Raw genomic sequence first — 26,020 nt, forward strand, 5'->3', positions numbered from 1 at the left:
CCAAAATTGAATAATTAATATTTCTCCAAACCACTGCCGAAATTATTAATGAGTACTGAAGTAAAACCAAAATCGGCATTAGTTTTTAGTCATACATTGGCACTCGTTGGGTGCAATTGTTCAAAACGTCAGTCCGAGTGTTTTTTGTGGAGTAAAACGGAACAAAGCTTCTCGATACGCTTCGCACTTGAAGTGACGTGTATCGAGAACCGTTTTTAATACTAATTTTCTAGTTCTTGATATAATCCCGCCCAAAAGCGGGATCATTCGAACTGACGAAAATTTCCATCAAAAACTAATTACACCCAACGGGTACTTTAGGAAATTTTAAACAAAAAAAACTGCCAAAATACAAAAGAGTATCCTGGCAGCAAAAAAAATATTGTTTTAAATACTAGAATGAATAGGTTGTAGCGAGCAGTGCAAATGCGGTCAAGACTTTTGGAGCAGCATCATTATTTGAAAAAATAGCTTCGGAGGCGGAGTCAAGTCTGAATTCCGGAATGATAGTCAAGTTACCAACCTTGTAGTTTAATGACAATGTATTCCCTATGACACTAGTTCCAGCAAGCAATCCCAGCGCAGGAGTTGCCTCTTTTGCATCTAAATATTCCAATCTGTATGTAAGACTTAGGGATTCTTTTATAGCAACATTTGCATAGCCTACTAATGCAAACCACTCTCCATCCAATGAACTGTCAAAGTCGTTATCAGTCATTGCATACGTACCATTAAACCCTAAGAAAAATGCGTCACTAAGTTTCTTTGTTCCAACGAAATCAAACTGCGTCTTATTTTCATCAGAAGCTGGATTACTACTACCAGATGTTACATTAAAAAAGGCGCTACCTGTATCGCCCAGAAACGCAAGTTGCCCTATAAACGTTTTTTGAGTTGAGCCTGCATCAATAGTAGATTTAAAATCTGTAGGATTAGTAACTCCCGCCATAAAACTGAATTTTCCAGTAGTATATTGTGCTTTTACCCCTGTATTAAAAAAGGGTCCGTAAGTAAAGGCATAGGACATACTGTAGTTTTTATTATCGACAGCATCCAATAATTCATATCCCAGATGAGTTCCAAAACTACCAGCAGTAACTTTGAACTTATCTGAAAATTCATATGTGAAATTTAATTGCTTAATCATAAAAGTTGCATTGGTATCATTATAAGTAAACTGAGCGGCTCTGTTACCAAAACCTAAATCTACAAAAACAGAACCTTTACCCCTTTTATGTGACGCTTCGATAGAAACCATTCCTAGTTCAAACGAGTTATGAGAATTAGTAAAACTTGTCAAACTGTTGTCTATTCCGGAAAAATCATATTTGTAATATGCATCTGCAGATCCTGCAAAAGTTGTTGCTGGAACCGCAGAGCTTTCTTGTGCAAATATAAAAGTTGTGGTTAGCAATACTGCTAAGATAGTTACTGTTTTTTTCATCTTTAAGGTGTTTTAATTAATAATACAGCTTGGTAATTATTTGGTTTTGGTTACTATTTAAAAAAATCAGAACTAAAATAATTGCTAAAAACATTATTTTATGCTGCTTTTGGTGTGAATTTTTCCCTAATCCTAAAGCGAATTTATTAACTTTTACTCCACTTAAATTACTATTTCCCACTTTTTTATCTTGTTTAGAAAAGAATTATCAATAACGAAAAATCAATAAAAAAAAATCATTATTCCATATTTTTACGAAAGTATTTTAAAAATTCAATAATTAAATTTTACAACACACCCCACTTTTTTTTGATTAAAATAAATTTAAAGTGCAAAAAATATAATATTATCAATAAATAAACACTGTAAATAACAACAACCCCTATAAAAAAGACAGTTAAAAAAAATTAAATATTTTATACAAAATTTAAATAATTTTGTTTTTTATAGTTCTGCGTTGTGTAACACAAAAAATTATCCTTTTTTTTTAAGTCTAAGAAACGAGTTCTAATGAGAATTAAACAGTAACAAAAACCGTTTTTTCTATTTTTTCTTTTATGAAAATTTTAATGGTAACTCCCATTCAATTGTATTAAATTTATACCATGATTCGTAGCCTAATTAAATTAAATCTTCAAGTCCTTTTTGTTGCTTTTTCCGTTACATGGATTAGTGAGGCAGTTGCTGTTCTTGTCAATGATAGGAAATACGAAGTGTACGAAGTGTTTGAAAATAATACGGAAGAAAGCAATTTCGAGAATAAACTAAAAACGCTTTTCATAGGTACCGTAGCCCTCCCAAATGCATTAGCATACGATTCCATTGTTCCAAACAGAATAAACGCTTTGGATTTATTCAAAGCAAAAGAGTCGCATTTAAAAAATTCAACTCCACCTCCGGAGGGCATCGCTTGATTTTATTATATGTTTCCTAATACACCAAAAGGAGCTATACCCATATAAAGCCATTACACACTTGAGATATGATTTACTATCGATAGCAATGAACTGTACTCTAGTATTTTTTTATTAGCTGAAAGTAAAGCGCTGTAATTAAATTAAAGAAGTTGGCAAAACAGCAAAAGCAAACAATCCCTTAATATCTGAACACATGAAAAATCTATTTATATTATTCACAATTTTATTCAATGTTGCATTAGTTGCACAAACTCACGAAATCATTACGCATGACAACAAAAAAATGGATGTAAACTTCATCAAAATGGAGAATAATCTGGTTTATTTTGCAGTACCAGGCAGTAGTGAAGAAAAAAAAATAAGCCAATATGCCGTTGCTCAATTAAATGAAAAATCAGCTGCCGATTCAAAACTAGTTTCGGAAAAAATCAATGTCCTTGCAAAATCAGATTATAAAAAAGTAATCGTCTTAAAAGACTTTCAGACAATTGGTCTAAAAAAATCCGGGGTCATCACTAGTTTTTATGGAAAAGCAAAAGGAGAAACTAATACCTCCTTTATACATGGAGGAGAAAAGCGATTAAAAGAGAATGCTGCTCGCAAAGGATATCCATTTATTGTTATTCTATCCAATACACCTAACGATATAAAAGCAGCAGTCTATACCTACTAGTCCAAAAAACTAGGACAAAAAGGTTTTACGAAACAAAAAAACTAAATAAAAAAAACGAGAACTGGTTTTGTACTTACAATTCCGGTTCTCGTTTTCCTTTTTTTATCCACACCAACTGAATACTAGTAGCTGAACAAAACTATTCTATAACCAATGATTTCATATTCATAAATTCTTTGATCCCTACGGCTCCTAATTCCCTGCCATAGCCTGATTTTTTTATGCCTCCAAAAGGGACTCTGGAATCAGAACGCACTAATGAATTTACAAATACATTTCCTGCTTCTATTCTCCTCGCCAAGGTGTATGCCTTTTCACGGTCTTCAGTCCACAGGGCAGAAGCCAAGCCATAATGATGATTATTGGCAATGGCAATGGCATCATTTTCATCTTTAGCCCGTATAATTGTTGCTAACGGACCAAAAGTTTCTTCCTGAAAAGCAATACTATCTACAGTTACAAAATCAATCAATGTGGGTTGAAAATTACAATTTTCCCGCTCCCCGCCCACAATTAACTTGGCACCCTGTTCCAATGCTTTATGCAATTGGCGGGACAATTGCTTCGCTAAGTCCAATCGAGCCAAAGGCCCCATATCAATCCCTTGCTGGAGCGGATTCCCTTGCTGCAACAACTGTATTTTTTGAGCAAAAAGGGCAGAGAATTCATCCGCCACTTTCTCAGTAACGATAAAACGTTTGGCACAAATACAAGCCTGACCTGCATTGAGCATTCTGGATTGTGTTGCAATACTGGCGGCTCTCTCTAGATTAGCATCATTCAAAACGATAAATGCATCTGAACCACCCAATTCCATCACTGATTTCTTGATGTGCTTTCCAGCCAAGGAAGCCACTGAGGAGCCAGCCTTTTCGCTTCCGGTCAAAGTCACTCCCTGCACAATATTTGAAGCAATAACACTTTCAACCTGGGGAATATCAATAGTAATTTGCAGAAAAACACCTTCAGGAAAACCCGATTCCAAAAAGGCATTTTCAATAGCTTTGGCACAACCTATAACATTAGGAGCATGTTTCAAAAGCGTCACATTCCCCGCCATAATTGCCGGCGCAGCATAGCGTAATACCTGCCAAAAAGGATAGTTCCAAGGCATAATGGCAAAAACAGCTCCCAAAGGATCGTAAACGGAAAGGCTCTTGAAAGACGTATCATAATATTCATCTTTCAATATTTGTTCCGCATGCTCCGCATAAAAATCGCAGTTTGCTGCTGATTTTTCGACTTCAGAAATACTTTCGGACACAATTTTACCCATTTCATTGGTAATAAGCAATCCTAATTTTTCTTTATTTGCTCTTAAAACGTGAGCTAATTTTTTCATTTTATCCGCCCTTTCCTGAAAAGTGGTATTCCTCCACTTTTTAAAGGCCCGCTCAGACAGTTGCAGTTTTTGATTTAATTCCCCATTCGTAAGCACTTCATGTTCAGCGATAATTTCTTGCGAGAATGGATTTATCGATTTAAATATCATTTTTTATGTTTTAATTTTTTTGAAAATGTAGTTTTGAAACAGGAAATTTATCGTCTTACTGTATAAAAAGCGACACTATTTCTTCTTGAAAATTGTATATAACCAAAGACACTCCTTAAAACTTTAGTAAAAATCCAAAAAAAGCCGACAAAAGAATTTGGCTTATGCCTTTCATTAGAGGTTGAGAATAAAAAACCAAAAAGTGTTACAAGAGGAACTCCTCAGATATTTCTAGGAATTAATTTCCATAAAAATAACATCCAATAGCGCAAAGACTTTTTCCTTGTCCAAAGGTTTTGTAATGTAGTCATTAAAGCCGCACTGAACTATTTTTTCTCTCTCTTCTGCGGATGAATACGCTGTCTGGGCTATGACTGGAAGTCCCGGTTTAATTAACTTTATTTTTTCAAAAGCCTCATAACCACTCAAAATAGGCATTTTTATATCCATAAAAACCAAACTGATATCCGGATTTTCGGTACAAATAGTAACTGCTTCCTGACCATTAAAAGCACGCAAAACTGTATGGTTTTTTGACTCAATAATTTTCTTTAACAACAAGAAATTGATAGTATCATCTTCAGCAATTAAAATTATTTCATTCTCCTGGTTTCCTGAAAAAGATATCGTCTTACTTGACACAATGTCTTTTTCAGTCTGATCAAATTTTAATGGAAACGAAAATGTAAAAACAGATCCTACTCCAATTGTAGATGTCACTGTTATTTCCCCACCCAGCATCTCTACATACGCCTTCGAGATGGACAAACCAAGACCTAATCCCGTTAATTCAGTAGTGCCGTCCCCTTCAATTCTTCGGAAACGATCAAATATTACTTTCAGATGATTTGTACTCATACCGATCCCTGAATCTTCAATAGTAAACGCTAAAATTCCTTTTTCTTTGTGGACTGTGTATCCAAAAGCAACAAATCCATTATCGGTAAATTTTACCGCATTTGTAATTAAATTCACAATAATCTGTTTCAGTTTCGTTTCATCAGTAAGAATATTTTCTGTAATTTTAGCTGAATTTTCAAGAATATAAAATTGAATATTTTTATCTTTAGGAATCGTAACTTTGATGGAATCATACAACTCTGTCATACATTTTTCAATGTCTAATCCTTTATAATTAGGTGTAATTTGCTTGGCGTCAATTTTAGACATTTCAATAAGATCTTCAATTATTGAAACCAGGTTGTTCCCACTGTTTTTTATTATTTTTAAATATTCCAATTTCTCACTTTCTGTCAAATTTGCATCCGTTAGCAAATCACTAAATCCCATTATGGCATTCATAGGAGTTCTGATTTCATGCGATAAATTAGCCAAAAAAGAAGATTTTAAGGTATCGCTTTCCTCCGCCTTTTGTTTGGATATCTCTAATTGTCTCCTTTGATTGCTGTTCTCTTCAAAAAGATTTCCTATATACCCAAACTCTCCTTTGAATTTTCTTAACGAAGCTATCGCTTTAACATTACCTGTTTCTAGAATACTTTTGACTAATTTTAGTGGATTATAAACCCATCGTTTTGTATAATACACAAAAATAAAAATGTTCAATAAAGAAACCAGCACCACAATAAAAAGAATTTCTTTTGAATTTTTATAATTCAAATTGAACGGCCTTTTGAAAAGCAATGTAGCCACAACGTCATCTTTCCAGTCTTTCAGATCTAAACTTACAATTACAAAATCACTTTCTTCAAGAACCGTACGATGCGCCGGAACTAAATTAACTTTTGAACTGCTTATATTTCCTAAAGAATTCAAAAAAGGCTTATCTAAAAGTCTAGCTATAAAAAAGTAACCGGACGGAGCTGTTTTATTCTTTTTAGGATCTATTGAAGGATGAATCGTTGCACCAAAAACCTCGACAATTCCTTCTGGAATTTTAATATAGAATTTTTTTAGTTTCGATTTATAAAGCACTGTCATCATCTCTTTTGGGATAAAGTCAAGGCTTTTAATCTTAGAGGAAGCTGTTTTATTTATTATTTTTTTGTCAAGGCCATACACCCCAACATAATCCGCATTATAAAATTCAAATTCGCTTAGAATATATTTATCATACCATTTTGCATCTTTTGTTATAGTATAACTAACCAAATTATCCCAATGGGTAACATCAATAATGGTGGCGGTAGTGGTTTTAGAATTGAGTCTAAACAAAGATCTCACTTCTTTATCGTATTGATTGTAAGTGGTTTTATAAAAATTCCGTTCTTCCTGAATAGTATAAAGATATAAGGTGATGTAAATTACAAAAAAGAAAATACTTGCCGAAAGTATCAACATCAGTAGTTTATAGTACGTATTTAATCTAATCAATCTTTTCATGGAATCACTCGAATAAAACTAAAACACAGCCTACTTTTGTAAGACATATCAGTTTTTTTCTATGCCGCAAGTTAACCATTTTTATCAGTAAAAAAAATAAGCCACTTCAAACTAAGTATTTTTTTTATAATAAAACCTTATTTATCAGCGGTATACTTTTAAAAAAGCATTCTAATCTTTCTTAAATCCCTTTTAAATGGCAACTTTTCATTTTTTTTCAGAATTAAAAAAAGATTATTTTTTTTCCTTGTCAAAACAGAATTGATTCGGTTCTCTTTTAGCAACCAAGCCAATGTCATTTGTGCTAAAGGAGAAAAAGCAACACAACCCTCTCCTTTGTCTTCGAGAACATCTAATAATCCCGCTTCTGGTTGCCACGCAAACATGGAATATTTCACTTGATGAATAAAGCAGGGTGTCTCCAATTGTTTCAGTATTTCAGTAGTTTCCTTAGTTTGCGCTGCTGTATAATTAGAAATTTCCACATACAATGCTTTTCCGCTTCGTACGGCGTAATCCAGCGCCATCATGGTTTTCTCCAATAGCGTTTCCGGATCAAAACGATTCGAATAAAAAAGAAATTTGTGGCAGTAACAAATCACTTTTTCCACATCTGTCCTATTTCATCTAGTTGTTTTTTTTAGCCAAATTCTAATTTAATTTTTATAGTCCGATTGAAAGATACTAAAACGTCAAATGATCCCCCAAAACACCAACTAGTTTTTGATATTAAATGTAAAACTAAAAAACCACCTAAAATAATCAGGTGGTTTTTTCATTTCTTAAAAAAATACTACAACGGAATATTCCCGTGTTTTCTATCTGGAGTAACACTAACTTTATTTTCTAGCATGCTAAAGGCTTTTATCAGTTTGCGTCTGGTGTCTTCCGGTAAGATTACCTCATCCACAAAACCACGTTGTGCTGCGGTATACGGATTCGCAAACAAATTCGCATATTCAGCTTCTTTTTCCAAAAGTTTAGCGGCAGGATCTTCGGCCTCATTGATTTCTTTCTTGAAAATAATTTCAGAGGCTCCTTTGGCTCCCATCACAGCTATCTCGGCACTGGGCCAAGCAAAATTCATGTCGGCACCAATGTGTTTCGAGTTCATCACATCATACGCACCACCGTAGGCTTTACGTGTAATTACCGTAACTCGTGGCACGGTCGCTTCGCTTAAAGCGTACAATAATTTCGCTCCGTGAACGATAATTCCATTCCATTCTTGGTCCGTTCCCGGCAAAAACCCCGGCACATCCACTACAACCAATAACGGAATATTAAAACAATCACAAAAACGAGTAAATCGAGCTGCTTTTTTCGAGCTGTTCACATCCAGACAACCCGCTAAAATCATCGGTTGGTTGGCTATAATCCCAATGCTTTTTCCTCCCAATCGAGCAAAACCCACCAAGATATTTTCGGCATAGTTTTTATGAATTTCATAAAACGAATCTTCGTCAATAATGCCGCTAATTACCTCGTGCATATCGTACGGTTTATTGGGATTATCCGGAATAATAGTCGCTAATTTGGGACGAACCTCATCATTGAGTTCATACCGTAAATTGTGTGCTTTTTCTTTGTTGCTTTGTGGTAAATAACTCAACAAGCGTTTCAAATCTTCCAGACATTCCACATCATTAGCAGAAGTAATGTGCGCCACACCGGATTTCGTAGAATGCGTGCTTGCCCCTCCCAATTCCTCTGAAGTCACCGTTTCATTGGTTACTGTTTTCACGACATTCGGGCCTGTTACAAACATATAACTGGTATCTTCAACCATCATCGTAAAATCAGTCATGGCTGGTGAATATACCGCTCCACCAGCGCAGGGACCCATAATTGCAGAGATTTGCGGAATTACGCCACTGGCTTGTACGTTTCTATAAAAAATATCAGCATAACCACCCAACGAACGAACACCTTCCTGAATACGTGCCCCACCAGAATCATTCAGGCCAATCATGGGTGCGCCCATTTTGACTGCCATATCCATAATTTTACAAATTTTTTCGGCATGAGTTTCAGATAATGATCCCCCAAAAACGGTAAAATCCTGCGCAAAAATATAGACCAATCGACCGTTTATAGTTCCGTATCCGGTAATGACACCATCTCCAAAAAACAGTTCTTTTTGCATTCCAAAATCAGACGTTCGATGGGTAACTAACATCCCGATTTCTTCAAAAGAGCCTTCATCCATCAAATAATTGACGCGCTCTCTTGCCGATAGTTTTTTATTGGAATGTTGTTTTTCGATACGTTTTTTACCGCCGCCCAAATGAGCTTCAGCAATTTTATCGTTTAATGTTTTTATTTTAGATTCCATACTTTATTTAATTGGATACTATTGTTTTTTAAAATTTCGTCACTTCGAGTGGTTTTGAACAGTAATGCGATAGCTTTAATGTTTAAAATTGTATCGAGAAGCCTTGTTAAATGTAAAGTTCTCGATACTTCCCAAAGGTTTTTTGTTTAAAACCTTTGCTCAACTCGAACTGACGTTTTAAGAGTTTAGTAAGCGTACGATTTTTTGATCTTCAAAATACTGTTTCAACGCTACCAAAGCAGCGATTTCGGCTTCTTGCTCCATTTGATTTTTCAATACATCCATATTGTAATAGTTCTTTACAAAATGCGTGTCAAATTTCCCGGAACGAAATGCCTCGTGTTCAAAAACAAATTTCCCAAAAGGCAACGTTGTTTGTACGCCTTCCACATGATAATCTTCAATGGCTTTGAGCATAATTTGAATGGCCTCTTCACGGGTTTCGCCGTACGTAATTAATTTGGCTAACATAGGATCGTAATAAATAGGAATGTCCATGCCTTGTTCAAAACCATTGTCCACACGAATACCCTGGCCAACTGGCAATTGATACACCTCCAAATTTCCCACACTTGGCAAGAAATCATTCATCGGATCTTCGGCATACACACGTAATTCCATTGCATGCCCTTTTATTTTCAAATCTTCTTGTTTTAATGCTAATGCTTCTCCCCTGGCCACTCTGATTTGAAGTTCAACCAAATCAGTTCCTGTAATCCATTCCGTAACAGGATGTTCTACCTGCAAACGAGTATTCATTTCAAGAAAGTAGAAATTATTATTTTCATCCAATAAAAATTCGACAGTTCCTGCTCCTAAATAATCACATGATTTAGCTACCAAAACAGCGGCTTCACCCATTTTTTTACGCAATTCAGGTGTTAAAACCGAAGAAGGCGCTTCTTCTATTACTTTTTGGTGACGACGCTGGATACTGCACTCTCTTTCGAATAAATACAACACATTCCCGTGGCTGTCTGCCATAACTTGAATTTCGATATGCCTTGGCGAACCCACATATTTTTCGATAAAAACAGAACCATCACCAAAAGCGGAAATCGCTTCACTGATGGCGCGATCCATTTGAGATTCGAAATCAGCTTCACTCTCTACCACACGCATTCCTTTTCCGCCACCACCTGCAGAGGCTTTAATCAGAATTGGAAAACCAATTTTTTTGGCAACCACTTTCGCTTTTTCGACATCCGTTATGGCTTCGTCAAAGCCCGGAACCATTGGAATGTTGTATTGCTTAACAGCCTCTTTCGCCGCTAATTTACTTCCCATGATTTTGATCGCTTTCGACTTTGGACCAATAAAAATGATATTATTTTTCTCTGCTTCTTCGGCAAAATCAGCATTTTCACTCAGGAATCCGTACCCGGGATGAATTGCATCTACGTTTAATGATTTCGCAACCTCTATGATTTTACTTCCCAATAAATAGGATTGATTAGAAGGAGCTTCGCCAATCCAAACGGCTTCATCAGCAAATTTTACGTGCGGTGCATTTCTGTCGGCAGTAGAATATACTGCTACAGTTTTAATGCCCATTTTTTTTGCGGTTTTCATCACTCTTATGGCGATTTCACCTCTATTGGCAACTAATAATTTTTTCATTTTATATTTTTTAACCGCAGACTCGTTAATTTTAATTCTCTCACAATCAATTGCGTTGTATAATTTAAAATTCTCTTTTAAATTAGTGGTGTTTTATTCAAATTCAATTAACAACTGTCCTTTATCTACGGCATCACCCATCATTACTGATATGGTTTTGATAACGCCATCACGCGGAGAAAGAAAGCTATTTTCCATTTTCATGGCCCCTAAAATAATAAGATTGTCATTCTCTTTGACGGTTTGTCCTACTACCACACTTATTTCGAGAATTAAACCTGGCATGGGTGCTTTGATAAAATTGACTTGTTTGGTAAGCCCTACTTCGAATCCCATTTCCTTGATCAGAACATCCAAAGGATTTGAAATGGCAACTATGTAGGTGTTATTGTTTACCTTTACGGTGTAGCTTTTTTGAAGAAAATCAGAAGTGATGATTTCCGCTTGATAAGGAGTGTTTGAGTGCAAAACATGAAACTTATTCGTTTCCACACGCACTGCATCCAGTTGTGAAATACTTTTCTTTTCTAAATCAAAATGAAAAGTGTCATTTACATTAACTTTATAACCAATACTCATTTGCTTTTATTTTATGGTCGTAAAAATAGGCAAAAGAAAACGTTTTCGTAAACCAATGAAGAAAGTTTTATGCTAATTTAGTATAGGTATCAAAAATAAAATTATAATACTAATAACCCATATTCCCGCAGCGTTTTAATTGGTTTGGAGTACCAAAACAATTCAAAGTCCTCCAGATATGATTCGAAATCTATTTTTATTTCTTGAAAGCTGTGAGTTTTAGAATTCGAAACAGCGATTTTCTGTAGCATTTCTACCAGCCATTCTCCCTCCCTTTTATTCGTTTGAATACTGAAACTTTCTTTTTTATCATGAAATATCAAAGTCATTAGTTCCCAAGAATTTCCTTTTTTAGATTTGGTAAAATGTTCCACAAATGGTTTGCCGCCTAACCAAACGATTTTAGCAGTGGGTTTGACGCTAAAATCATTGTCTTCTTGTAGAGCATCAAAAATAAAATCAGGTGAAATTTTAGTTTTTGGAATTTTAAATTCAAACCAATCCTGCAATTCGTAATCAAAACAGATTCCGTGCATGAAATTGAACAACGATTTCTTAAGTCCAAAACTGAATTTATCATGGTCGATTCCTGTTGCATCGGTATAATTAATATCGTTATTGGCAAAAGTTCCAATGATTTCGGTTTCTTTTGTCACACCAAATTTCTCTGGATACAAGCCTACTGGACTGTGCGCCGTCATAGCAAATTGATGCCAAAATCCCGATTGTAATACCCCAACTTCAAATAACTGACGCACCATTTCGAGACTATCTATCGTTTCCTGAATGGTTTGCGTAGGATAGCCGTACATCAAATAGGAATGAACCATGACTCCTGCTTCGGTAAAATTTCTGGTGACTTTAGCCACTTGCTCCACCGTAACGCCTTTGTCAATCAATTTTAATAATCGATCAGAAGCTACTTCGAGACCACCAGAAACCGCAATGCAACCGGAAGCTTTAAGTAGCAAACACAAGTCTTTGGTAAAACTTTTTTCGAATCGAATGTTCGTCCACCACGTCACGGCTATTTTCCTACGAAGAATTTCGAGAGCTAGAGCCCGCATCAAAGCCGGTGGCGCCGCTTCATCTACAAAATGAAATCCGTTCTCACCTGTTTGGGCAATCATTTCCTCCATTCGGTCGCACAATAAATTGGCCGCCACGGGTTCGTAAATTTTGATGTAATCCAAAGAAATATCGCAAAACGTACATTTCCCCCAATAACAACCATGTGCCATGGTAAGTTTATTCCATCTCCCATCACTCCACATGCGGTGCATGGGATTCACAATTTCGATAACCGAAATGTATTTATCCAAAAATAAATCCGAATAATCCGGAGTTCCTACTTGTGATTGTTTGTAATCGTGTTTCAGGGAATTATTTTTATAAACTACCTTTCCGTCTTCCAACAGAAAGGTTCGTTTATAAGAATTGTAATCTGTCCCGAAATTTCGGGATTCAATATTAGAGATTAATTCTTCTATTGGCATTTCCCCATCGTCCAAAGTAATAAAATCGAAAAACTCAAACACACGAGCATCTGAAAGCGAACGCAATTCTGTATTTGGAAAACCACCACCCATCGAAATCTTGATATTGGGATAATGCTTTTTAACCCATTGTGCCGAACGAAAAGCCGCGTACAAATTTCCTGGAAACGGAACTGAAATCAAGAATAATGTAGGTTTTATAGTTTCTATTTTTTCTTTTAAAATAGAAAGAAGAACGGTATCAATATAAGTTGGTTCCTGTTGCAAGGCTTCATACAATTCGTCAAAAGAATTCGCACTTCGTCCCAAACGTTCTGCATAGCGGCTGAAACCAAAATTAGCATCTACACATTCGACAATAAAATCTGAAATATCTTCGAGATACAAAGTCGCTAAATGCTTGGCTTTGTCCTGTGTTCCCATCGTTCCGAAAGCCCAATCAAGTTCTTCCAATTGTGCAAAACGGGACGCTTCCGGCAAGAAATCTTCCTGACAAATTTGAAGCGCCAATGTTGGATTTTTTCCTTGCAGAAAAGCAATCACGGGATCAATCGTTTTTAGATATTCATCTTGCAAAGCTTGAATTCTTTGGGAGTTGGGTGTTAGCTTTTGGGTCCTAGCTGTGGCAATAGCAAACACATTTTGCAAACCTTCTTTAGAAAACAATTCCAAAATCACCTCAATACCCAAATCCGCCTGAACAGACTCAATGTTTTTGGTATTCAGAAACCCTTTAATATAAGCGGTCGCCGGATACGGTGTGTTGAGTTGGGTAAACGGAGGCGTGATGATGAATAATTTGGTTTTCAAAAGAAATAAGTTTTGTGCAAAAATAAGGGATAATTCTGTTCTTATCAACAAAGTAAAAGTCCATATTATTATTTATTCTTTGGATTCAAATATAAAACAAAGCTATTTTTAGTTTCAACGTAATATATAGGTATTTAATTATATTTATCTTGCTGTAAATCTTACTTCTGAAGCGAATTTTTCCTTTTTCATTTACAATGCAAAGTCAATGTTTTGATTGTGCCAAAAACCTACGTGGTTGCAATGATGATGCTACTGCCGATTTAAAGAAAGCAAGCGATGGTATATACCTAGCAAAGAATAAAACAATTAACTCAAAATAGTTCATGTGACGGAAGTCTTAATGGTCATCAACTTCCATCAGGTGATTATTGGTATACAGCAACCAGAACTGATGAAAATGAATACAAAGGTCATTTTAGTTTGAAGCGATAGCAAATCATCAAAACTTATGCTCTTTTTTGCTGACCATCAACAATGAAAATAAAGAGACACAGGCTGCCGTACTTAAGTAAAACCCAACGTAGGTCAGGCTATACTGTGTAGCTAACCAAATCGCAATCATAGGGGCAAAAGCGGCTCCGATAATTCCTGCCATGTTAAATGCCAAAGAGGTCCCTGAATAACGCACCGTTGTAGGAAACAGTTCCGATAAAAAAGTCCCCAATGGGCCATATGTGAATCCCATCAGCGCCATTCCAACACATAAAAACAAAGTCACAAGAACCGAACTGGCAGAATTTAAAAAAAATGAAAATGCAAAACCAAAAACAGCTATTGCTATCGTTGCATAAATAAGCATTTTTCTACACCCAATACAATCCGCAATTAAAGCAGAAACAGGAATAAAAAGCGCAAAAAACAATACCGAAAACAATTGCATCAATAGAAAATCCCTTTTGGAATAACCTAAATCTGACGTTGCCCAGCTAAGCGTGAACACCGTCATGAGATAAAAAACCAAGAAAGTTGTAATCGACGCAAATGTGCCAAAAATCAATTGGTTTTTATAAAATTTTAATAAAGTAAAAAAGGGAATTTTAACCTCTTGTTGTTCTTTTTTAGAGTTTTTGAAAGCAGGAGTTTCATCAATTTTTAATCGGATATAGAAACCTACAACAACCAATAACGAACTCCCTATAAACGGAATTCTCCACCCGTAGTCCAGAAAAGCTTCGGCACTCATTGTGTCTGTCAAAATCAAGAAAGTACCACCTGAAAGCAACAAGCCTATTGGAGCTCCCAATTGCGGGAACATACCATACCAAGCACGCTTATTAGGCGGAGCATTTTCGATTGCCAATAAAACCGCTCCACCCCATTCGCCACCTAAACCAACTCCTTGACCAAAGCGACACAACATAAGTAATAAAGGAGCTGTAATTCCAATACTGGCATAACTTGGTAAAAAACCAATACAAACAGTTGAAATCCCCATTGTTAATAATGCAATTACTAAGGTGGTTTTACGTCCAATTTTATCACCATAATGGCCAAAGACTGCGGAACCTAAAGGTCGGGAAAGAAAAGCAATCGAAAAAGTTGCAAGAGATAATAAAACAGAATTAGTATTATCTGTTGAAGGAAAAAACAATTGAGGAAAAACTAAAACTGCTGCATTAGCATATATATAAAAATCAAAAAACTCTATAGTTGTACCAATTAAACTGCCAAAAAGAACATGTTTTAAAGAATTTTTATTCGTAAGCTTTAAATTATCTTTCATAAAATTGTTAATTTTTTTTGATAAAATTGATACTATTTTTCGAAAGTAACAAATATTATAGTTCCAATATTTTTCGGTAATTTAGCCTCAAATAAAATTCCATATGCCAACCGACTGTATCAGCTATCAAAATTCAGGATATTTCTCTTCTTTGATGAACGATTATTTAGATCAAAAAAATAATTTACATTCTCTATACAATAGATTTCCAACGCTGGAAAACTTTGAAAAGCAAATCCTTGAAAAGCAAAATAACTTCCCCTCCCCAGCCCTCCCCGAAGGAGAGGGAGTCGAAATGGATAAAAAAAATGTCAATGACAATAAAAGAAATATTTTAGTTTCAGTATTAAAAAAACAATATTCGGCTATTTCAACTTCTGTTTTAACAAAACAAAATATTGAAACTTTAGCCCTTCCAAATACATTTACTGTAACCACTGGCCATCAGCTAAATTTATTCAGTGGACCTTTATATTTTTTATACAAGATTATTTCGACAATTAATTTGACAACCGAATTAAAAGCGAAATATCCCACCTATAATTTTGTCCCCATTTACTGGATGGCTACCGAAGACCATGATTTTGAAGAAATCAATTATTTTAATTTTAAAGGCAAAAAATTCCGTTGGAACAAAGAAAGTACAGGTCCTGTTGGACGATTGTCTACTAAAGGTTTATCCGATTTTCTAGAAGTATATGCGCTGGAATTAGGTTCCGGTACGAATGCAGATACTCTAAAAAAATTATTCAAAGACTCTTATCTGAATCACGATAATTTAGCCGATGCCACACGATTTTTAGCAAATGCATTATTTGGTGCAAATGGTTTAGTCATTTTAGATGCGGATAATTCAGACTTAAAAAGAGCTTTTATTCCTTTTGCAAAAGAAGAATTACTACACCAATCCTCGCATAAATTAGTACTAGAAACTGCCGAAAAATTAAAAGAGTATACGATTCAAGTAAATCCTCGTGAAATCAATTTGTTTTATATTGAAGATAGTATCAGAGAACGCATCATCTTTGAAAATGATCGATACAAAGTAAACCATACTAAAATTGAGTTTTCTGAAACAGAAATTCTATCCCTTTTAGAAAATCATCCAGAGAAATTCAGTCCTAACGTGATTATGCGTCCGTTATATCAAGAAGTGATTCTCCCCAACTTATGCTACATTGGCGGAGGAGGAGAGATTGCCTATTGGCTAGAACTACAATCGTTTTTTGCCGCTGCAAAAGTAACTTTTCCAATACTTTTGCTTAGAAATTCCGTACTATTAGCAACCGAAAAGCAAGCTAAAAAAGCAGACAAATTAGAATTGAATTGGGGAAATTTATTTTCGAAACAGGCAAATTTAATACCTACTAAAACCAAAGAATTATCAGATTTCCCAGTTGATTTAACGCATCTCAAAATCCAATTGGAAAAACAATTTCAGGAGCTTTATGATGTTGCGACCAAAACCGATAAATCTTTTATTGGAGCGGTAAAAGCCCAGGAAACAAAACAAAACAAAGGATTAGAAAATCTGGAAAAACGATTGCTAAAAGCACAAAAAAGAAAACTAAGTGACGTTTTACAACGCATCACCTACTTGCAAAATGAGCTGTTTCCCAACCAAAGTTTACAGGAACGACAAACTAATTTTTCCGAATTTTATTTGGAATACGGAGACAATCTGATTCCTACATTAGTCAAACAACTCCAACCGCTGGATAATAAATTTGAAATTATTGTACTTTAATCAGATTACGATTATTTGAATGTCTTAATTGTAAAAATATTCAATAAAAAAATGCTAATTTTGCATAAAATTAAAAAAAATAAAAATGGCTACTAATAGAACTTTTACCATGATCAAGCCGGATGCTGTTGCTAACGGACACATCGGAAACATACTTGCAATGATTACTACGGCAGGTTTCAAAATCGTTTCTTTAAAATTGACACAATTAACTGTTGCTGATGCACAAGCTTTTTACGAAGTGCACGCTGCAAGACCTTTCTATGGTGAATTAGTAGAGTTTATGTCAAGAGGACCAATTGTTGCTGCTATTTTAGAAAAAGACAACGCTGTTGAAGATTTCAGAACTCTAATTGGAGCTACAAACCCAGCTGACGCTGCTGAAGGAACTATCCGTAAAGCATACGCAACCTCTATTGGAGAAAATGCAGTTCACGGTTCTGATAGCGATGAAAATGCAGCTATCGAAGGTGCGTTCCATTTTGCCGGAAGAGAGCAGTTCTAGTATCGGTTTTCAGTCGCAATTGACAGTTACGAATTATAATAAAATAGAAATCCCGTTTCAAAATTGAAACGGGATTTTTTTATATCAAAAATCTGAAATCTAAATTCGTTAATCAACAATCTAAAATCATTACCTTAAAACCACATCCTTCACCACATCTCGTCTTAGTTCCTCATTAATCATAGCCACAATTTTTGATTTGCCATGACTTAATTCCTCCCGTAAAACGGACGAGGTCAACTCTACATACAACGTACTTCCTTTCAAAACTACATTATTGGTATAACTGTTCACACCGTTACCCATCAAGTTTTTCCAAGCGTATTTTACGTCCATTTGATCCATTCCAGGCTGCAGCTTATTTACTTGGATAATTTGTTTCAAAACATCCCCTATCGTACTTTGATTATTTAGTCTCTTTGCCATCGCCCAGTAAATTTATTGGTGTTGCTTTCTTGTAATGATATGCTGTTTTTTCTTTGTTCAGTAATACTAATTCTTCCGCTGACACTGCAATTATTTCCTCACTCCATTTCATATAAGGTGTTGAATAATCCACAAATGCCTTGTCATCTGCAAATCGAATTGAAACCTTTTCATACGCATCATTCACCATAAAAGTACCGTCTAGTTGTGGCATGACTTTCTTTCGAAACCCTTTATTCTTTTTGTCAACTTCAAAATAATCATACACTTCATTCATCTTATACTCCTTGTTTTCCCCCTTATCAAAAACAACCTTTTTAATTTCCCAATAGCCGTTTATGTTGGCAATATCAGCAGGTATAATTTCTTGCTGGCATCCCACAAAAAGGAATGCAATAAAAAGAAAGCTAAATGTATTTTTCATATAATTAATATTTTTAGGAGCTATTTCCTGCTTTTCACTTCAATCTTTTTATCCGCCTAAAAAGCGGCTAAAAAAGGATTTCCGCTTCAATCAGGGCTAGGTATTTTGAAGTAACCATACTTAAATTGCATACAACAAAGTTACTCTTATTAAATTCACAGAAAACAAAAAAAGTAGAACACATTAAACTATTTTATATATTACTAACCATAAGGTAATTAGAACTAAATCAAAGCAAAATGTAAAAAATAATCTACCGTATCGTCCTTACAATATTTTGCATAAGCTACAGTTCTGAAACTTCAGAACCAACGCCTACTCCAACAGATACACTCTATTTCCTTCCACTAACCGGCGCCACTTGGGTAACAAAATCTAGTATCATTCTTGTCAACGGCCGAATTGTTATGGAAAATCATTTCAATGGTCATCACGCCAATTGGAATTCAACGGTAGTTTAATACCAACAGCTCCTGCCGACATGTTTATGGCCTTAGGCAAAAACGATCAAAAAATTTATGTCATTCCGAGCAAGAAAATGGTCGTTATCAGAATGGGAGAGGTGGTAAACCTTGATAATCCAACTTTAGCTTTACCTGATTTTGATGAAATATTACAGCAGAAACCTAGCGTTTTACATCAGTAAATCTACTTGACTTTCAAACGTTTAAGAAAACCTAAAACAAAGAAAACCAATCCCATAAGTATCAAAAAATAATACAGACTGATACTTATATCTCGAATAAGATTAGCCGTTATAAAAGAAACTATACTCCCAAAATAAAGGTATAGTGGTGGTACATTTTTTAAAGAAGAAAAATCCATAATTGTCTTTTATTTAAAGAATGAATCTACAAATTCATATTTATTAAAAACCTGAAGATCCTCAATTCCTTCTCCAACACCAATATATTTTACAGGAATTTTAAACTGATCTGAAATTCCTATCACCACACCGCCTTTAGCAGTGCCGTCAAGTTTTGTAACCGCTAAACAAGTAACCTCAGTAGCGGCAGTGAATTGTTTGGCTTGTTCAAAAGCATTCTGACCCGTTGAACCATCCAAAACTAGCAGAACATCATGTGGCGCATCTTCAACAATTTTTTGCATCACTCGTTTTACTTTGGTCAATTCGTTCATTAAATTAATTTTATTATGCAAACGACCTGCGGTATCAATGATAACGATATCCGCATCTTGCGCCACCGCGGATTGCAAGGTATCAAAAGCCACCGAAGCCGGATCACTTCCCATATCCTGACGAACAATAGGAACTCCTACTCGATCTGCCCAAATTTGCAACTGGTCAATGGCAGCGGCTCGAAAAGTATCAGCTGCGCCCAGCACAACGTTGTATCCTTGTTTTTTAAACTGAAAGGCTAATTTACCAATAGTAGTAGTTTTACCAACTCCATTTACACCCACTACCATCAAAACATACGGCTTAGTCTGAGTTGGAATTACAAACTCAGTGGCTTCACCGGAGTTAGTCTCTGATAATAAAGCCGCAATTTCTTCTCTAAGGATCAGATTGAGTTCTTCAATTCCCAGATATTTATCTGCTGCTACCCGACTTTCTATTCTTTCAATGATTTTCAAAGTCGTATTGACACCAACATCGGAAGCAACCAGAATTTCTTCTAAATTATCCAGGACTTCCTCATCCACTTTTGACTTTCCGGCAACCGCTTTGGTTAACTTAGAAAAGAAATTTGTTTTTGATTTTTCAAGACCTTTATCTAATGTTTGCTTCGCCTGTTCGGTTAGGCTCGGGTCTTTTTTGTCTGCTGAAAATATTCTTTTGAAAAAACTCATTGTGTAAATAGTATTAAGAATGAAGTATTTAAGTCCAAAGAACAAATACAATTTCTAATGGTAAATATAGAAAATAAAAAAGCTACTTCCGAATGAAAGTAGCTTTTCTATATACTGCTGTTGTAAATTATTTCTTTTTCAAGAATTCATCAACTGATTCTGGAGTCATAATAGATTCTACGAATGTATATGCACCTGTTTTTGGAGATTTCACCATTTTGATGGCTTTTGATAATCTCTTAGAAGATGTCTGTAACGATGCTACGGTTTTCTTTGCCATGATTCAAATGTTATTTAAATTTAAATAAAATCTCTAAATGTGACCATTTCTAGATTTCTATTAAAATCTCTAATTATTATTTAATTTCTTTGTGAACAGTTACTCTTTTCAAGATTGGATTAAATTTTTTAATCTCTAATCTGTCTGGAGTATTTTTTTTGTTCTTTGTTGTTATGTATCTTGAAGTCCCTGCAACACCTGATGTTTTGTGTTCAGTACATTCTAAAATTACCTGGATTCTATTACCTTTCTTTGCCATCTTGCTATTTTTTTATTTTGGAAGGGATTATTTAATAAATCCTTCTGCTTTTGCTTTTTTCAAAACTGCAGCGATTCCATTTTTATTAATTGTTTTTACCGTAGATGCAGCTACTCGTAGAGTAATCCATCTATCTTCTTCTGGAAGATAAAAACGCTTTTTAACTAAGTTTACAGAAAATTTTCTCTTAGTTTTGTTCATAGCGTGAGAAACGTTATTTCCTACCATCGCTCTTTTACCTGTAAGGTCACAAACTCTTGACATTATACTTATCTTTTATCGTTATTCAAAATCAGGGTGCAAAGAAAAGAAAAATAAACCTATTAAGCAACATATTTACTGCACATTTTTTAAAATTTCTTTCTGTACTAGTTCTAAACTTTTTATTACCGCTCTATCTATCACTTTTTCACGGGGTTGACCAAAATTGAATTCTTCAACAATTACTTCCTTTGGTGTTGCTATTGCAATAAAAACAGTGCCAATTTCTGCATCTGAGTCGCCTTTTGTTGGTCCGGCATTTCCTGTTGTCGCAATTGCATAATCCGTATTCATTCTCTTTTTTATGCTCAAAGCCATTGCAGAAGCTACCTCCTTACTGACTGCGGAATATTCCTTTATCAGACTTTCCGGAATACCCAAAACATCTATTTTAGCTTGGGTTGAGTACGAAACTACACTTCCTGCAAAATAATTGGAAGCACCGGCAACAGCACTTAAAAGCGTTGCTATTTTACCCCCTGTACAACTCTCGGCTGTGGCTATGGTTTTGTTTTGTTGGGTCAAAAGTTTCCCTACTGCAACTTCAATCGTTTCGTCTTCATCATAACCAACGATGATATCATGAATAATTGCGTCCAGCAAGTTTACATTTTCAAGTAGCGCAGTCTCTAATTTATTTTTATCTGTACCACGTGCCGAAAGACGCAATCGTACGCGTCCCGGAGCAGGCAAATAAGCCAGCTTAATAAATACAGGAAGGTTATTTTCCCAATCCTCTATTCGTTCCGCCACCAGACTCTCGCCCTGACCATAGGTCAGAATTGTTTTATGAATTATATAAGGGCGCTCATATTCCCGAACTACTTTCGGGATGATTTCATGCTCCATTAAATACTTCATTTCATAAGGAACTCCAGGAAGCGAAATAAAAACAGTGTTTTCCTTTTTCATCCACATTCCTGGTGCCGTACCTACCTGATTGTGAAGTACCGTACATTTCGAAGGAACCAGCGCCTGATCTTTATTGATTTGCGTAATGGTTCGCTTATAAAAACCTTCTATAAGTTGCGTGACATGAGCTAACACTTTTTGATCAACAACTAATTCATCTTCAAAGTAATCACAAAATGTTTTCTTGGTAATATCATCTTTTGTTGGCCCTAGACCTCCAGTTATAATAACCAAATCGACTTTGTTTTGAAGTGCTGTAAACGTATCAAAAATGTGTTTTTTATCATCACTAATCGAAATCATTTCGTTGATTTCAACACCAATTTTATCTAACGATTTGGCTATAAAACCAGAATTTGTATCGACAATTTGGCCTATTAAAATTTCGTCACCTATGGTAACTATGGTTGCTTTCATTTTTTTTGGTGCTGCTTATTTTATAAAACTGTATTTAAAAAAGGAAAGTGTAAATTGGCAGATTCCTTTTTTTGCGTGAGGGATAACAGTGAAAATCCTTCCGTTTTTTCGGAAGATTACTTCACCTAAACAATTATTTTAATAGGGGTTCAGTGAACTTCGTTTGCAACGGATAGCCCGACCACGCTTTAACGTAAGTGAAAGCGTGGTCACGCCCAAATTTTACAAATCAAAGTCTTTTTTAATTTCTTTAATGGCTTCTTTCACCTGATTTTTTACACTCTTAAACGTTTCTTTGATTTCTTTCTTTTTACCTTCAGTCTTTGTCCAGGCTTCAACTTGAAGAATTTCTTCAAAAGCAACATTAAGTCCCATCAAATCCAGGGTTGGCTTTATTTTGTGTGCATAAGCATAGGCATGCTTGTGGTCTTTCTTTTTTATTCCTTCTTTAATTTGCTCTAGATCTGCCGGAACTTCAGTCACAAACAAAGTCAGAATTTCATTTACAAATTCAGGGTCGTTGTCCGACAGTGCGTACACTTTTGACAGGTTGTAGTTTATTGCCATTATTTTACTTGTATTCTAAATAGTTGTTGCCCTTCTAAAAATCCTTCTAAAACGTCCTCCGGCTTTACCGCTGCCACTCCTTCCGGGGTTCCTGTAAAAATGATATCGCCAATTTTTAATGTGAAAAACTGAGAAACGTATGAAATCAGCTCATCAATTTTCCAGAGCATCAAACTCGAATTACTCATTTGAACCGTTTCATTATTTTTCTTTAATTCAAAAGTAATATTTTCTACGGAACTAAATTGATTTTTTAATACAAATTCACCTATAACTGCCGAGCCATCAAATGCTTTGGCTTTTTCCCAAGGCAGCCCTTTTGCTTTTAATTTGTCTTGTAAATCCCGAGCGGTAAAATCGATTCCCACACTAATTTCGTCATAATATTTATGAGCAAACTTAGGCTCGATGTATTTCCCTACTTTGCTTATCTTGACTATAATTTCGATTTCGTGGTGCACCTCTTCCGAAAATTCCGGGATTACAAACGGATGTTGTTTTAATAAAACGGCTGAATCCGGTTTCATGAAAACCACAGGTTCCGTGGGCCGCTCGTTTTGTAATTCCTCTATGTGATTGGTATAATTCCTACCGATACAGATTATTTTCATTTTTTATTAATTAAAAAATTTAATGATTGAAAAATTCAAAAATTAACTTAATTTATTATTCAGTTTTCGTAGTTTAATTGCCGTTAAAACTTTCTTGGTGTACAACGGAAAATCGGCATTTTGAATCCAACTGAAATAACCGGGCTCTGTTTCCAGAATTTTACCCACTTTGACTCCTTTGTGTTTTCCAAAAGTAAAAATCTCCTCCTCATCCTTATCAAAAGCTATCATTCCTGCGAAATCAGCAATTTTCTTTCTTGTTGTAAACTCGGACAATAATTTCATATCGTTTTCAAGTTCCGGATAGCGATCCAGTTGCGCTTTCAGAATCTCGTAAGTTGCCATGGTATCTGCTTCTGCAGAGTGTGCATTTTCAAGTGTTTTTCCACAATAAAATTTGTGAGCTGCGCTCAATGTACGCTCTTCCATTTTATGAAAAACGGTTTGCACATCAACAGAAACCCTTCCTTTCATATCAAAATCTACTCCGGCACGTAGCATTTCTTCAGCCAATAACGGAATATCAAAACGATCCGAATTAAATCCAGCCAAATCACTGTCTTTAATCATATTATACACTTGAGTCGCCAGTTCGTTAAAAGTAGGTTCATTGGCCACTTTTTCATCAGTAATGCCATGAACAGCGGTTGTTTGAGGTGGAATTGGGATTGTTGGATTGACCAACCACGTTTTACTTTCTTTATTTCCGTTCGGAAAAACTTTTAAAACTGAGATTTCTACAATTCTATCTTTTCCGATATCAATCCCTGTGGTTTCTAGATCGAAAAAACAAATTGGTTTATTGAGTTTGAGTTCCATTTTTAATTTTTGTGTGGTTACAAATATAGAAATTTGGGTTTAATTTCATTTAAAGTTCACCGTTTAAAGTTTCATAAAATCTTAAAAAAAGAAAACCCGATTGATTTTTAAAAATCAATCGGGTTTTTATTCTAAATATTAGCTTTTAAACATCTCTGTTTACATCAAATGCTTCTAAGTATTCAGCGACTCTTTTTACAAAACTACCGCCTAAAGCTCCATCTACCACTCTATGATCATAGCTGTGTGATAAGAACATTTTTTGACGAATCCCGATAAAATCTCCTTCAGGGGTTTCAATTACAGCGGGCATTTTACGGATTGCTCCAAGGGCTAAAATACCCACTTGAGGCTGATTTAAAATTGGCGTGCCAAAAACACTTCCAAAAGTTCCCACATTAGTAACTGTATAGGTTCCGCCTTGAGTATCGTCCGGTTTTAGTTTTCCAGCTTTTGCACGACCTCCTAAATCATTGACCGCTTTAGCCATTCCAACTAAATTCAACTGATCCGCATTTTTAATAACGGGAACAATTAAATTTCCGTTTGGTAACGAAGCAGCCATTCCTAAGTTGATGTTTTTCTTCTTGATAATATAATCGCCATCCACAGAAATATTCATTCCTGGAAAATCTTTTATCGCTTTAGCTACCGCTTCCATGAAAATTGGCGTATACGTCAACTTCTCCCCTTCTCTTTTTTCGAAAGCAACTTTATTTTTCTCTCTCCATTTCACAATATTCGTCACATCGACTTCGATAAACGATTGTACGTGAGCCGAAGTTTGTACCGAAGCGACCATGTATCCCGCAATTAGCTTGCGCATTCTGTCCATTTCTATAATTTCATCACCACCGCTTACGGATACCGGAGCTGCTTTTTGAGCTGCTGGCACTGCAACCGATTTTTGAACTGCTGCCACCGGAACTGCAATAGCAGGCTGACTAGTTCTGTTTTTTACATACTCTAAAATATCATTTTTAGTCACTCTTCCCTCTTTTCCTGTTCCCGAAATTGCTGCTAATTCAGCCACAGAAACTCCTTCTTCTTTAGCAATATTTTTTACCAAAGGCGATAAGAATTTTTCAGATTCCGAGTAATCGGAAGACAAATCTACCGGAGTCGCAACACTTTCGTTGGATCCTGAAGCTTCGGGATTAACCATTTTTGTTACTTCAGCAATAACCTCAGGAGCTACAGCTTCTTTAACAATTGGCACAAGCACTCCATCTTCAGTCTCAATAATAGCAATAGTTTGCCCTACCTGAACTAAATCATCTTTACCAAACAGTTGTTCTACTAAAATTCCCGAAACTTCGCTTGGCACTTCACTGTCTACTTTATCAGTAGCAATTTCAAGTACTGCTTCATCCGCTTCAATTTTGTCGCCAACTTCTTTTAACCAGTTTGTAATGGTTGCTTCTGCAACGCTTTCTCCCATTTTTGGAAGTTTTAATTCAAATCTTGCCATATTGTTAACCTAAAAGGTGATATTGATTTTCAGTTTGCGAAATTACTAAATATTTCAAACATAAATTACAT

Annotated in this window: 25 protein-coding genes and 1 pseudogene; 6 read left to right on the top strand and 20 right to left on the bottom strand. The window is 35.4% G+C overall.

What is annotated here, in order from left to right; genetic code table 11:
* Positions 1–394: 394 nt before the first annotated feature.
* Positions 395–1,444 carry an outer membrane beta-barrel protein gene (locus tag EKL97_RS05460; protein WP_126568382.1) on the bottom strand — a complete coding sequence of 350 codons (1,050 nt, stop codon included), beginning with the start codon at positions 1,442–1,444 and terminating at the stop codon, positions 395–397.
* 605 nt (positions 1,445–2,049) lie between these two features.
* On the opposite strand from EKL97_RS05460, the gene EKL97_RS05465 reads away from it, so the two are divergent.
* Positions 2,050–2,358: a hypothetical protein gene (locus tag EKL97_RS05465; RefSeq protein ID WP_126568384.1), complete on the top strand. Its 309-nt coding sequence runs from the start codon at positions 2,050–2,052 to the stop codon at positions 2,356–2,358.
* A 196-nt stretch (positions 2,359–2,554) separates the two neighbouring features.
* A complete protein-coding gene (locus EKL97_RS05470; protein WP_126561914.1) occupies positions 2,555–3,034 on the top strand; it encodes a hypothetical protein in 480 nt (159 codons plus the stop codon).
* Between the two features lie 139 nt (positions 3,035–3,173).
* On the opposite strand, the gene EKL97_RS05475 is transcribed toward EKL97_RS05470, so the two are convergent.
* The 7 genes and pseudogenes from EKL97_RS05475 to EKL97_RS05505 all read right to left on the bottom strand — a co-directional run bounded on the left by EKL97_RS05475 (position 3,174) and on the right by EKL97_RS05505 (position 13,709).
* A complete protein-coding gene (locus tag EKL97_RS05475) occupies positions 3,174–4,526 on the bottom strand; it encodes an NAD-dependent succinate-semialdehyde dehydrogenase (RefSeq protein WP_126568385.1) in 1,353 nt (450 codons plus the stop codon).
* 231 nt (positions 4,527–4,757) lie between these two features.
* Positions 4,758–6,869 (bottom strand): ATP-binding protein, encoded by a 2,112-nt coding sequence (locus EKL97_RS05480; protein WP_126568387.1) that lies wholly within the window; start codon positions 6,867–6,869, stop codon positions 4,758–4,760.
* A gap of 158 nt (positions 6,870–7,027) precedes the next feature.
* A pseudogene (locus tag EKL97_RS05485) lies at positions 7,028–7,447 on the bottom strand (aldo/keto reductase); the annotation flags it as partial.
* A gap of 215 nt (positions 7,448–7,662) precedes the next feature.
* The gene (locus EKL97_RS05490) at positions 7,663–9,204 is read right to left on the bottom strand and encodes an acyl-CoA carboxylase subunit beta (protein ID WP_126568390.1); all 1,542 of its coding nucleotides are present in this window, start codon (positions 9,202–9,204) and stop codon (positions 7,663–7,665) included.
* 177 nt (positions 9,205–9,381) lie between these two features.
* Positions 9,382–10,824 carry an acetyl-CoA carboxylase biotin carboxylase subunit gene (gene accC / locus EKL97_RS05495; RefSeq protein ID WP_126563900.1) on the bottom strand — a complete coding sequence of 481 codons (1,443 nt, stop codon included), beginning with the start codon at positions 10,822–10,824 and terminating at the stop codon, positions 9,382–9,384.
* A gap of 93 nt (positions 10,825–10,917) precedes the next feature.
* Positions 10,918–11,403, bottom strand: coding sequence for an acetyl-CoA carboxylase biotin carboxyl carrier protein subunit (locus tag EKL97_RS05500; protein ID WP_126455060.1), 486 nt, complete (start codon positions 11,401–11,403; stop codon positions 10,918–10,920).
* Between the two features lie 101 nt (positions 11,404–11,504).
* Entirely contained in the window at positions 11,505–13,709 is a 2,205-nt protein-coding gene (locus tag EKL97_RS05505) for a B12-binding domain-containing radical SAM protein (protein ID WP_126568392.1), read from the bottom strand.
* 300 nt (positions 13,710–14,009) lie between these two features.
* Between EKL97_RS05505 and EKL97_RS16070 the strand changes: the two genes are divergently transcribed.
* Entirely contained in the window at positions 14,010–14,144 is a 135-nt protein-coding gene (locus tag EKL97_RS16070) for a T9SS type B sorting domain-containing protein (RefSeq protein WP_126568430.1), read from the top strand.
* 7 nt (positions 14,145–14,151) lie between these two features.
* Here EKL97_RS16070 and EKL97_RS05515 read toward each other — a convergent pair whose 3' ends face one another.
* Positions 14,152–15,435 (bottom strand): MFS transporter, encoded by a 1,284-nt coding sequence (locus EKL97_RS05515; RefSeq protein ID WP_126568393.1) that lies wholly within the window; start codon positions 15,433–15,435, stop codon positions 14,152–14,154.
* Between the two features lie 103 nt (positions 15,436–15,538).
* Here EKL97_RS05515 and bshC point away from each other — a divergent pair, with 103 nt between their 5' ends.
* Together bshC and EKL97_RS05525 are read left to right on the top strand one after the other, a co-directional pair.
* Positions 15,539–17,182 carry a bacillithiol biosynthesis cysteine-adding enzyme BshC gene (gene bshC / locus EKL97_RS05520; protein ID WP_126568395.1) on the top strand — a complete coding sequence of 548 codons (1,644 nt, stop codon included), beginning with the start codon at positions 15,539–15,541 and terminating at the stop codon, positions 17,180–17,182.
* Between the two features lie 85 nt (positions 17,183–17,267).
* Positions 17,268–17,687 (top strand): nucleoside-diphosphate kinase, encoded by a 420-nt coding sequence (locus EKL97_RS05525; RefSeq protein WP_126460327.1) that lies wholly within the window; start codon positions 17,268–17,270, stop codon positions 17,685–17,687.
* Positions 17,688–17,816: 129 nt separating this feature from the next.
* Here the strand turns inward: EKL97_RS05525 and EKL97_RS05530 are convergent, their stop codons facing one another.
* Together EKL97_RS05530 and EKL97_RS05535 are read right to left on the bottom strand one after the other, a co-directional pair.
* Positions 17,817–18,113, bottom strand: a complete 297-nt coding sequence (locus EKL97_RS05530) for a DUF721 domain-containing protein (protein ID WP_126460325.1) — start codon at positions 18,111–18,113, stop codon at positions 17,817–17,819.
* A complete protein-coding gene (locus EKL97_RS05535) occupies positions 18,094–18,537 on the bottom strand; it encodes a hypothetical protein (protein ID WP_126455073.1) in 444 nt (147 codons plus the stop codon). The genes EKL97_RS05530 and EKL97_RS05535 overlap by 20 nt, the downstream gene beginning before the upstream one ends.
* Positions 18,538–18,976: 439 nt before the next feature.
* Here EKL97_RS05535 and EKL97_RS05540 point away from each other — a divergent pair, with 439 nt between their 5' ends.
* Entirely contained in the window at positions 18,977–19,183 is a 207-nt protein-coding gene (locus EKL97_RS05540) for a hypothetical protein (RefSeq protein ID WP_394343474.1), read from the top strand.
* Positions 19,184–19,371: 188 nt separating this feature from the next.
* On the opposite strand, the gene ftsY is transcribed toward EKL97_RS05540, so the two are convergent.
* From ftsY to EKL97_RS05585, 9 genes are all read right to left on the bottom strand, one after another.
* Positions 19,372–20,352 carry a signal recognition particle-docking protein FtsY gene (gene ftsY / locus EKL97_RS05545; RefSeq protein ID WP_126568396.1) on the bottom strand — a complete coding sequence of 327 codons (981 nt, stop codon included), beginning with the start codon at positions 20,350–20,352 and terminating at the stop codon, positions 19,372–19,374.
* Between the two features lie 127 nt (positions 20,353–20,479).
* A complete protein-coding gene (locus tag EKL97_RS05550) occupies positions 20,480–20,632 on the bottom strand; it encodes a DUF4295 domain-containing protein (RefSeq protein WP_091205215.1) in 153 nt (50 codons plus the stop codon).
* 76 nt (positions 20,633–20,708) lie between these two features.
* The gene (gene rpmG / locus EKL97_RS05555; RefSeq protein WP_017495179.1) at positions 20,709–20,891 is read right to left on the bottom strand and encodes a 50S ribosomal protein L33; all 183 of its coding nucleotides are present in this window, start codon (positions 20,889–20,891) and stop codon (positions 20,709–20,711) included.
* Between the two features lie 27 nt (positions 20,892–20,918).
* Complete coding sequence (rpmB, locus tag EKL97_RS05560; protein WP_126455077.1) at positions 20,919–21,155, bottom strand: 50S ribosomal protein L28; 237 nt, start codon at positions 21,153–21,155, stop codon at positions 20,919–20,921.
* 72 nt (positions 21,156–21,227) lie between these two features.
* Positions 21,228–22,481 (bottom strand): CinA family nicotinamide mononucleotide deamidase-related protein, encoded by a 1,254-nt coding sequence (locus tag EKL97_RS05565; protein WP_126561921.1) that lies wholly within the window; start codon positions 22,479–22,481, stop codon positions 21,228–21,230.
* Between the two features lie 222 nt (positions 22,482–22,703).
* Positions 22,704–23,048: an Hpt domain-containing protein gene (locus tag EKL97_RS05570; protein ID WP_126455081.1), complete on the bottom strand. Its 345-nt coding sequence runs from the start codon at positions 23,046–23,048 to the stop codon at positions 22,704–22,706.
* Complete coding sequence (locus tag EKL97_RS05575; RefSeq protein WP_126561922.1) at positions 23,048–23,659, bottom strand: fumarylacetoacetate hydrolase family protein; 612 nt, start codon at positions 23,657–23,659, stop codon at positions 23,048–23,050. Before EKL97_RS05575 ends, EKL97_RS05570 begins: the two co-directional genes overlap by 1 nt.
* 42 nt (positions 23,660–23,701) lie before the next feature.
* Positions 23,702–24,478: a 3'-5' exonuclease gene (locus tag EKL97_RS05580; RefSeq protein WP_126568398.1), complete on the bottom strand. Its 777-nt coding sequence runs from the start codon at positions 24,476–24,478 to the stop codon at positions 23,702–23,704.
* Positions 24,479–24,623: 145 nt separating this feature from the next.
* Positions 24,624–25,949, bottom strand: a complete 1,326-nt coding sequence (locus EKL97_RS05585; protein WP_126568400.1) for a dihydrolipoamide acetyltransferase family protein — start codon at positions 25,947–25,949, stop codon at positions 24,624–24,626.
* Positions 25,950–26,020 lie beyond the last annotated feature (71 nt).

Source organism: Flavobacterium sp. LS1P28, from assembly GCF_003970335.1.
Taxonomy (GTDB): Bacteria; Bacteroidota; Bacteroidia; order Flavobacteriales; family Flavobacteriaceae; genus Flavobacterium.

Excerpts from the sequence above, each read along its gene's own strand:
- EKL97_RS05460 (WP_126568382.1), bottom strand. The coding sequence starts at position 1,444 with ATGAAAAAAACAGTAACTATCTTAGCAGTATTGCTAACCACAACTTTT.
- EKL97_RS05465 (WP_126568384.1), top strand. The coding sequence starts at position 2,050 with ATGATTCGTAGCCTAATTAAATTAAATCTTCAAGTCCTTTTTGTTGCT.
- EKL97_RS05470 (WP_126561914.1), top strand. The coding sequence starts at position 2,555 with ATGAAAAATCTATTTATATTATTCACAATTTTATTCAATGTTGCATTA.
- EKL97_RS05475 (WP_126568385.1), bottom strand. The coding sequence starts at position 4,526 with ATGATATTTAAATCGATAAATCCATTCTCGCAAGAAATTATCGCTGAA.
- EKL97_RS05480 (WP_126568387.1), bottom strand. The coding sequence starts at position 6,869 with ATGAAAAGATTGATTAGATTAAATACGTACTATAAACTACTGATGTTG.
- EKL97_RS05490 (WP_126568390.1), bottom strand. The coding sequence starts at position 9,204 with ATGGAATCTAAAATAAAAACATTAAACGATAAAATTGCTGAAGCTCAT.
- accC (WP_126563900.1), bottom strand. The coding sequence starts at position 10,824 with ATGAAAAAATTATTAGTTGCCAATAGAGGTGAAATCGCCATAAGAGTG.
- EKL97_RS05500 (WP_126455060.1), bottom strand. The coding sequence starts at position 11,403 with ATGAGTATTGGTTATAAAGTTAATGTAAATGACACTTTTCATTTTGAT.
- EKL97_RS05515 (WP_126568393.1), bottom strand. The coding sequence starts at position 15,435 with ATGAAAGATAATTTAAAGCTTACGAATAAAAATTCTTTAAAACATGTT.
- bshC (WP_126568395.1), top strand. The coding sequence starts at position 15,539 with ATGCCAACCGACTGTATCAGCTATCAAAATTCAGGATATTTCTCTTCT.
- EKL97_RS05525 (WP_126460327.1), top strand. The coding sequence starts at position 17,268 with ATGGCTACTAATAGAACTTTTACCATGATCAAGCCGGATGCTGTTGCT.
- EKL97_RS05530 (WP_126460325.1), bottom strand. The coding sequence starts at position 18,113 with ATGGCAAAGAGACTAAATAATCAAAGTACGATAGGGGATGTTTTGAAA.
- EKL97_RS05535 (WP_126455073.1), bottom strand. The coding sequence starts at position 18,537 with ATGAAAAATACATTTAGCTTTCTTTTTATTGCATTCCTTTTTGTGGGA.
- ftsY (WP_126568396.1), bottom strand. The coding sequence starts at position 20,352 with ATGAGTTTTTTCAAAAGAATATTTTCAGCAGACAAAAAAGACCCGAGC.
- EKL97_RS05550 (WP_091205215.1), bottom strand. The coding sequence starts at position 20,632 with ATGGCAAAGAAAACCGTAGCATCGTTACAGACATCTTCTAAGAGATTA.
- rpmG (WP_017495179.1), bottom strand. The coding sequence starts at position 20,891 with ATGGCAAAGAAAGGTAATAGAATCCAGGTAATTTTAGAATGTACTGAA.
- rpmB (WP_126455077.1), bottom strand. The coding sequence starts at position 21,155 with ATGTCAAGAGTTTGTGACCTTACAGGTAAAAGAGCGATGGTAGGAAAT.
- EKL97_RS05565 (WP_126561921.1), bottom strand. The coding sequence starts at position 22,481 with ATGAAAGCAACCATAGTTACCATAGGTGACGAAATTTTAATAGGCCAA.
- EKL97_RS05570 (WP_126455081.1), bottom strand. The coding sequence starts at position 23,048 with ATGGCAATAAACTACAACCTGTCAAAAGTGTACGCACTGTCGGACAAC.
- EKL97_RS05575 (WP_126561922.1), bottom strand. The coding sequence starts at position 23,659 with ATGAAAATAATCTGTATCGGTAGGAATTATACCAATCACATAGAGGAA.
- EKL97_RS05580 (WP_126568398.1), bottom strand. The coding sequence starts at position 24,478 with ATGGAACTCAAACTCAATAAACCAATTTGTTTTTTCGATCTAGAAACC.
- EKL97_RS05585 (WP_126568400.1), bottom strand. The coding sequence starts at position 25,949 with ATGGCAAGATTTGAATTAAAACTTCCAAAAATGGGAGAAAGCGTTGCA.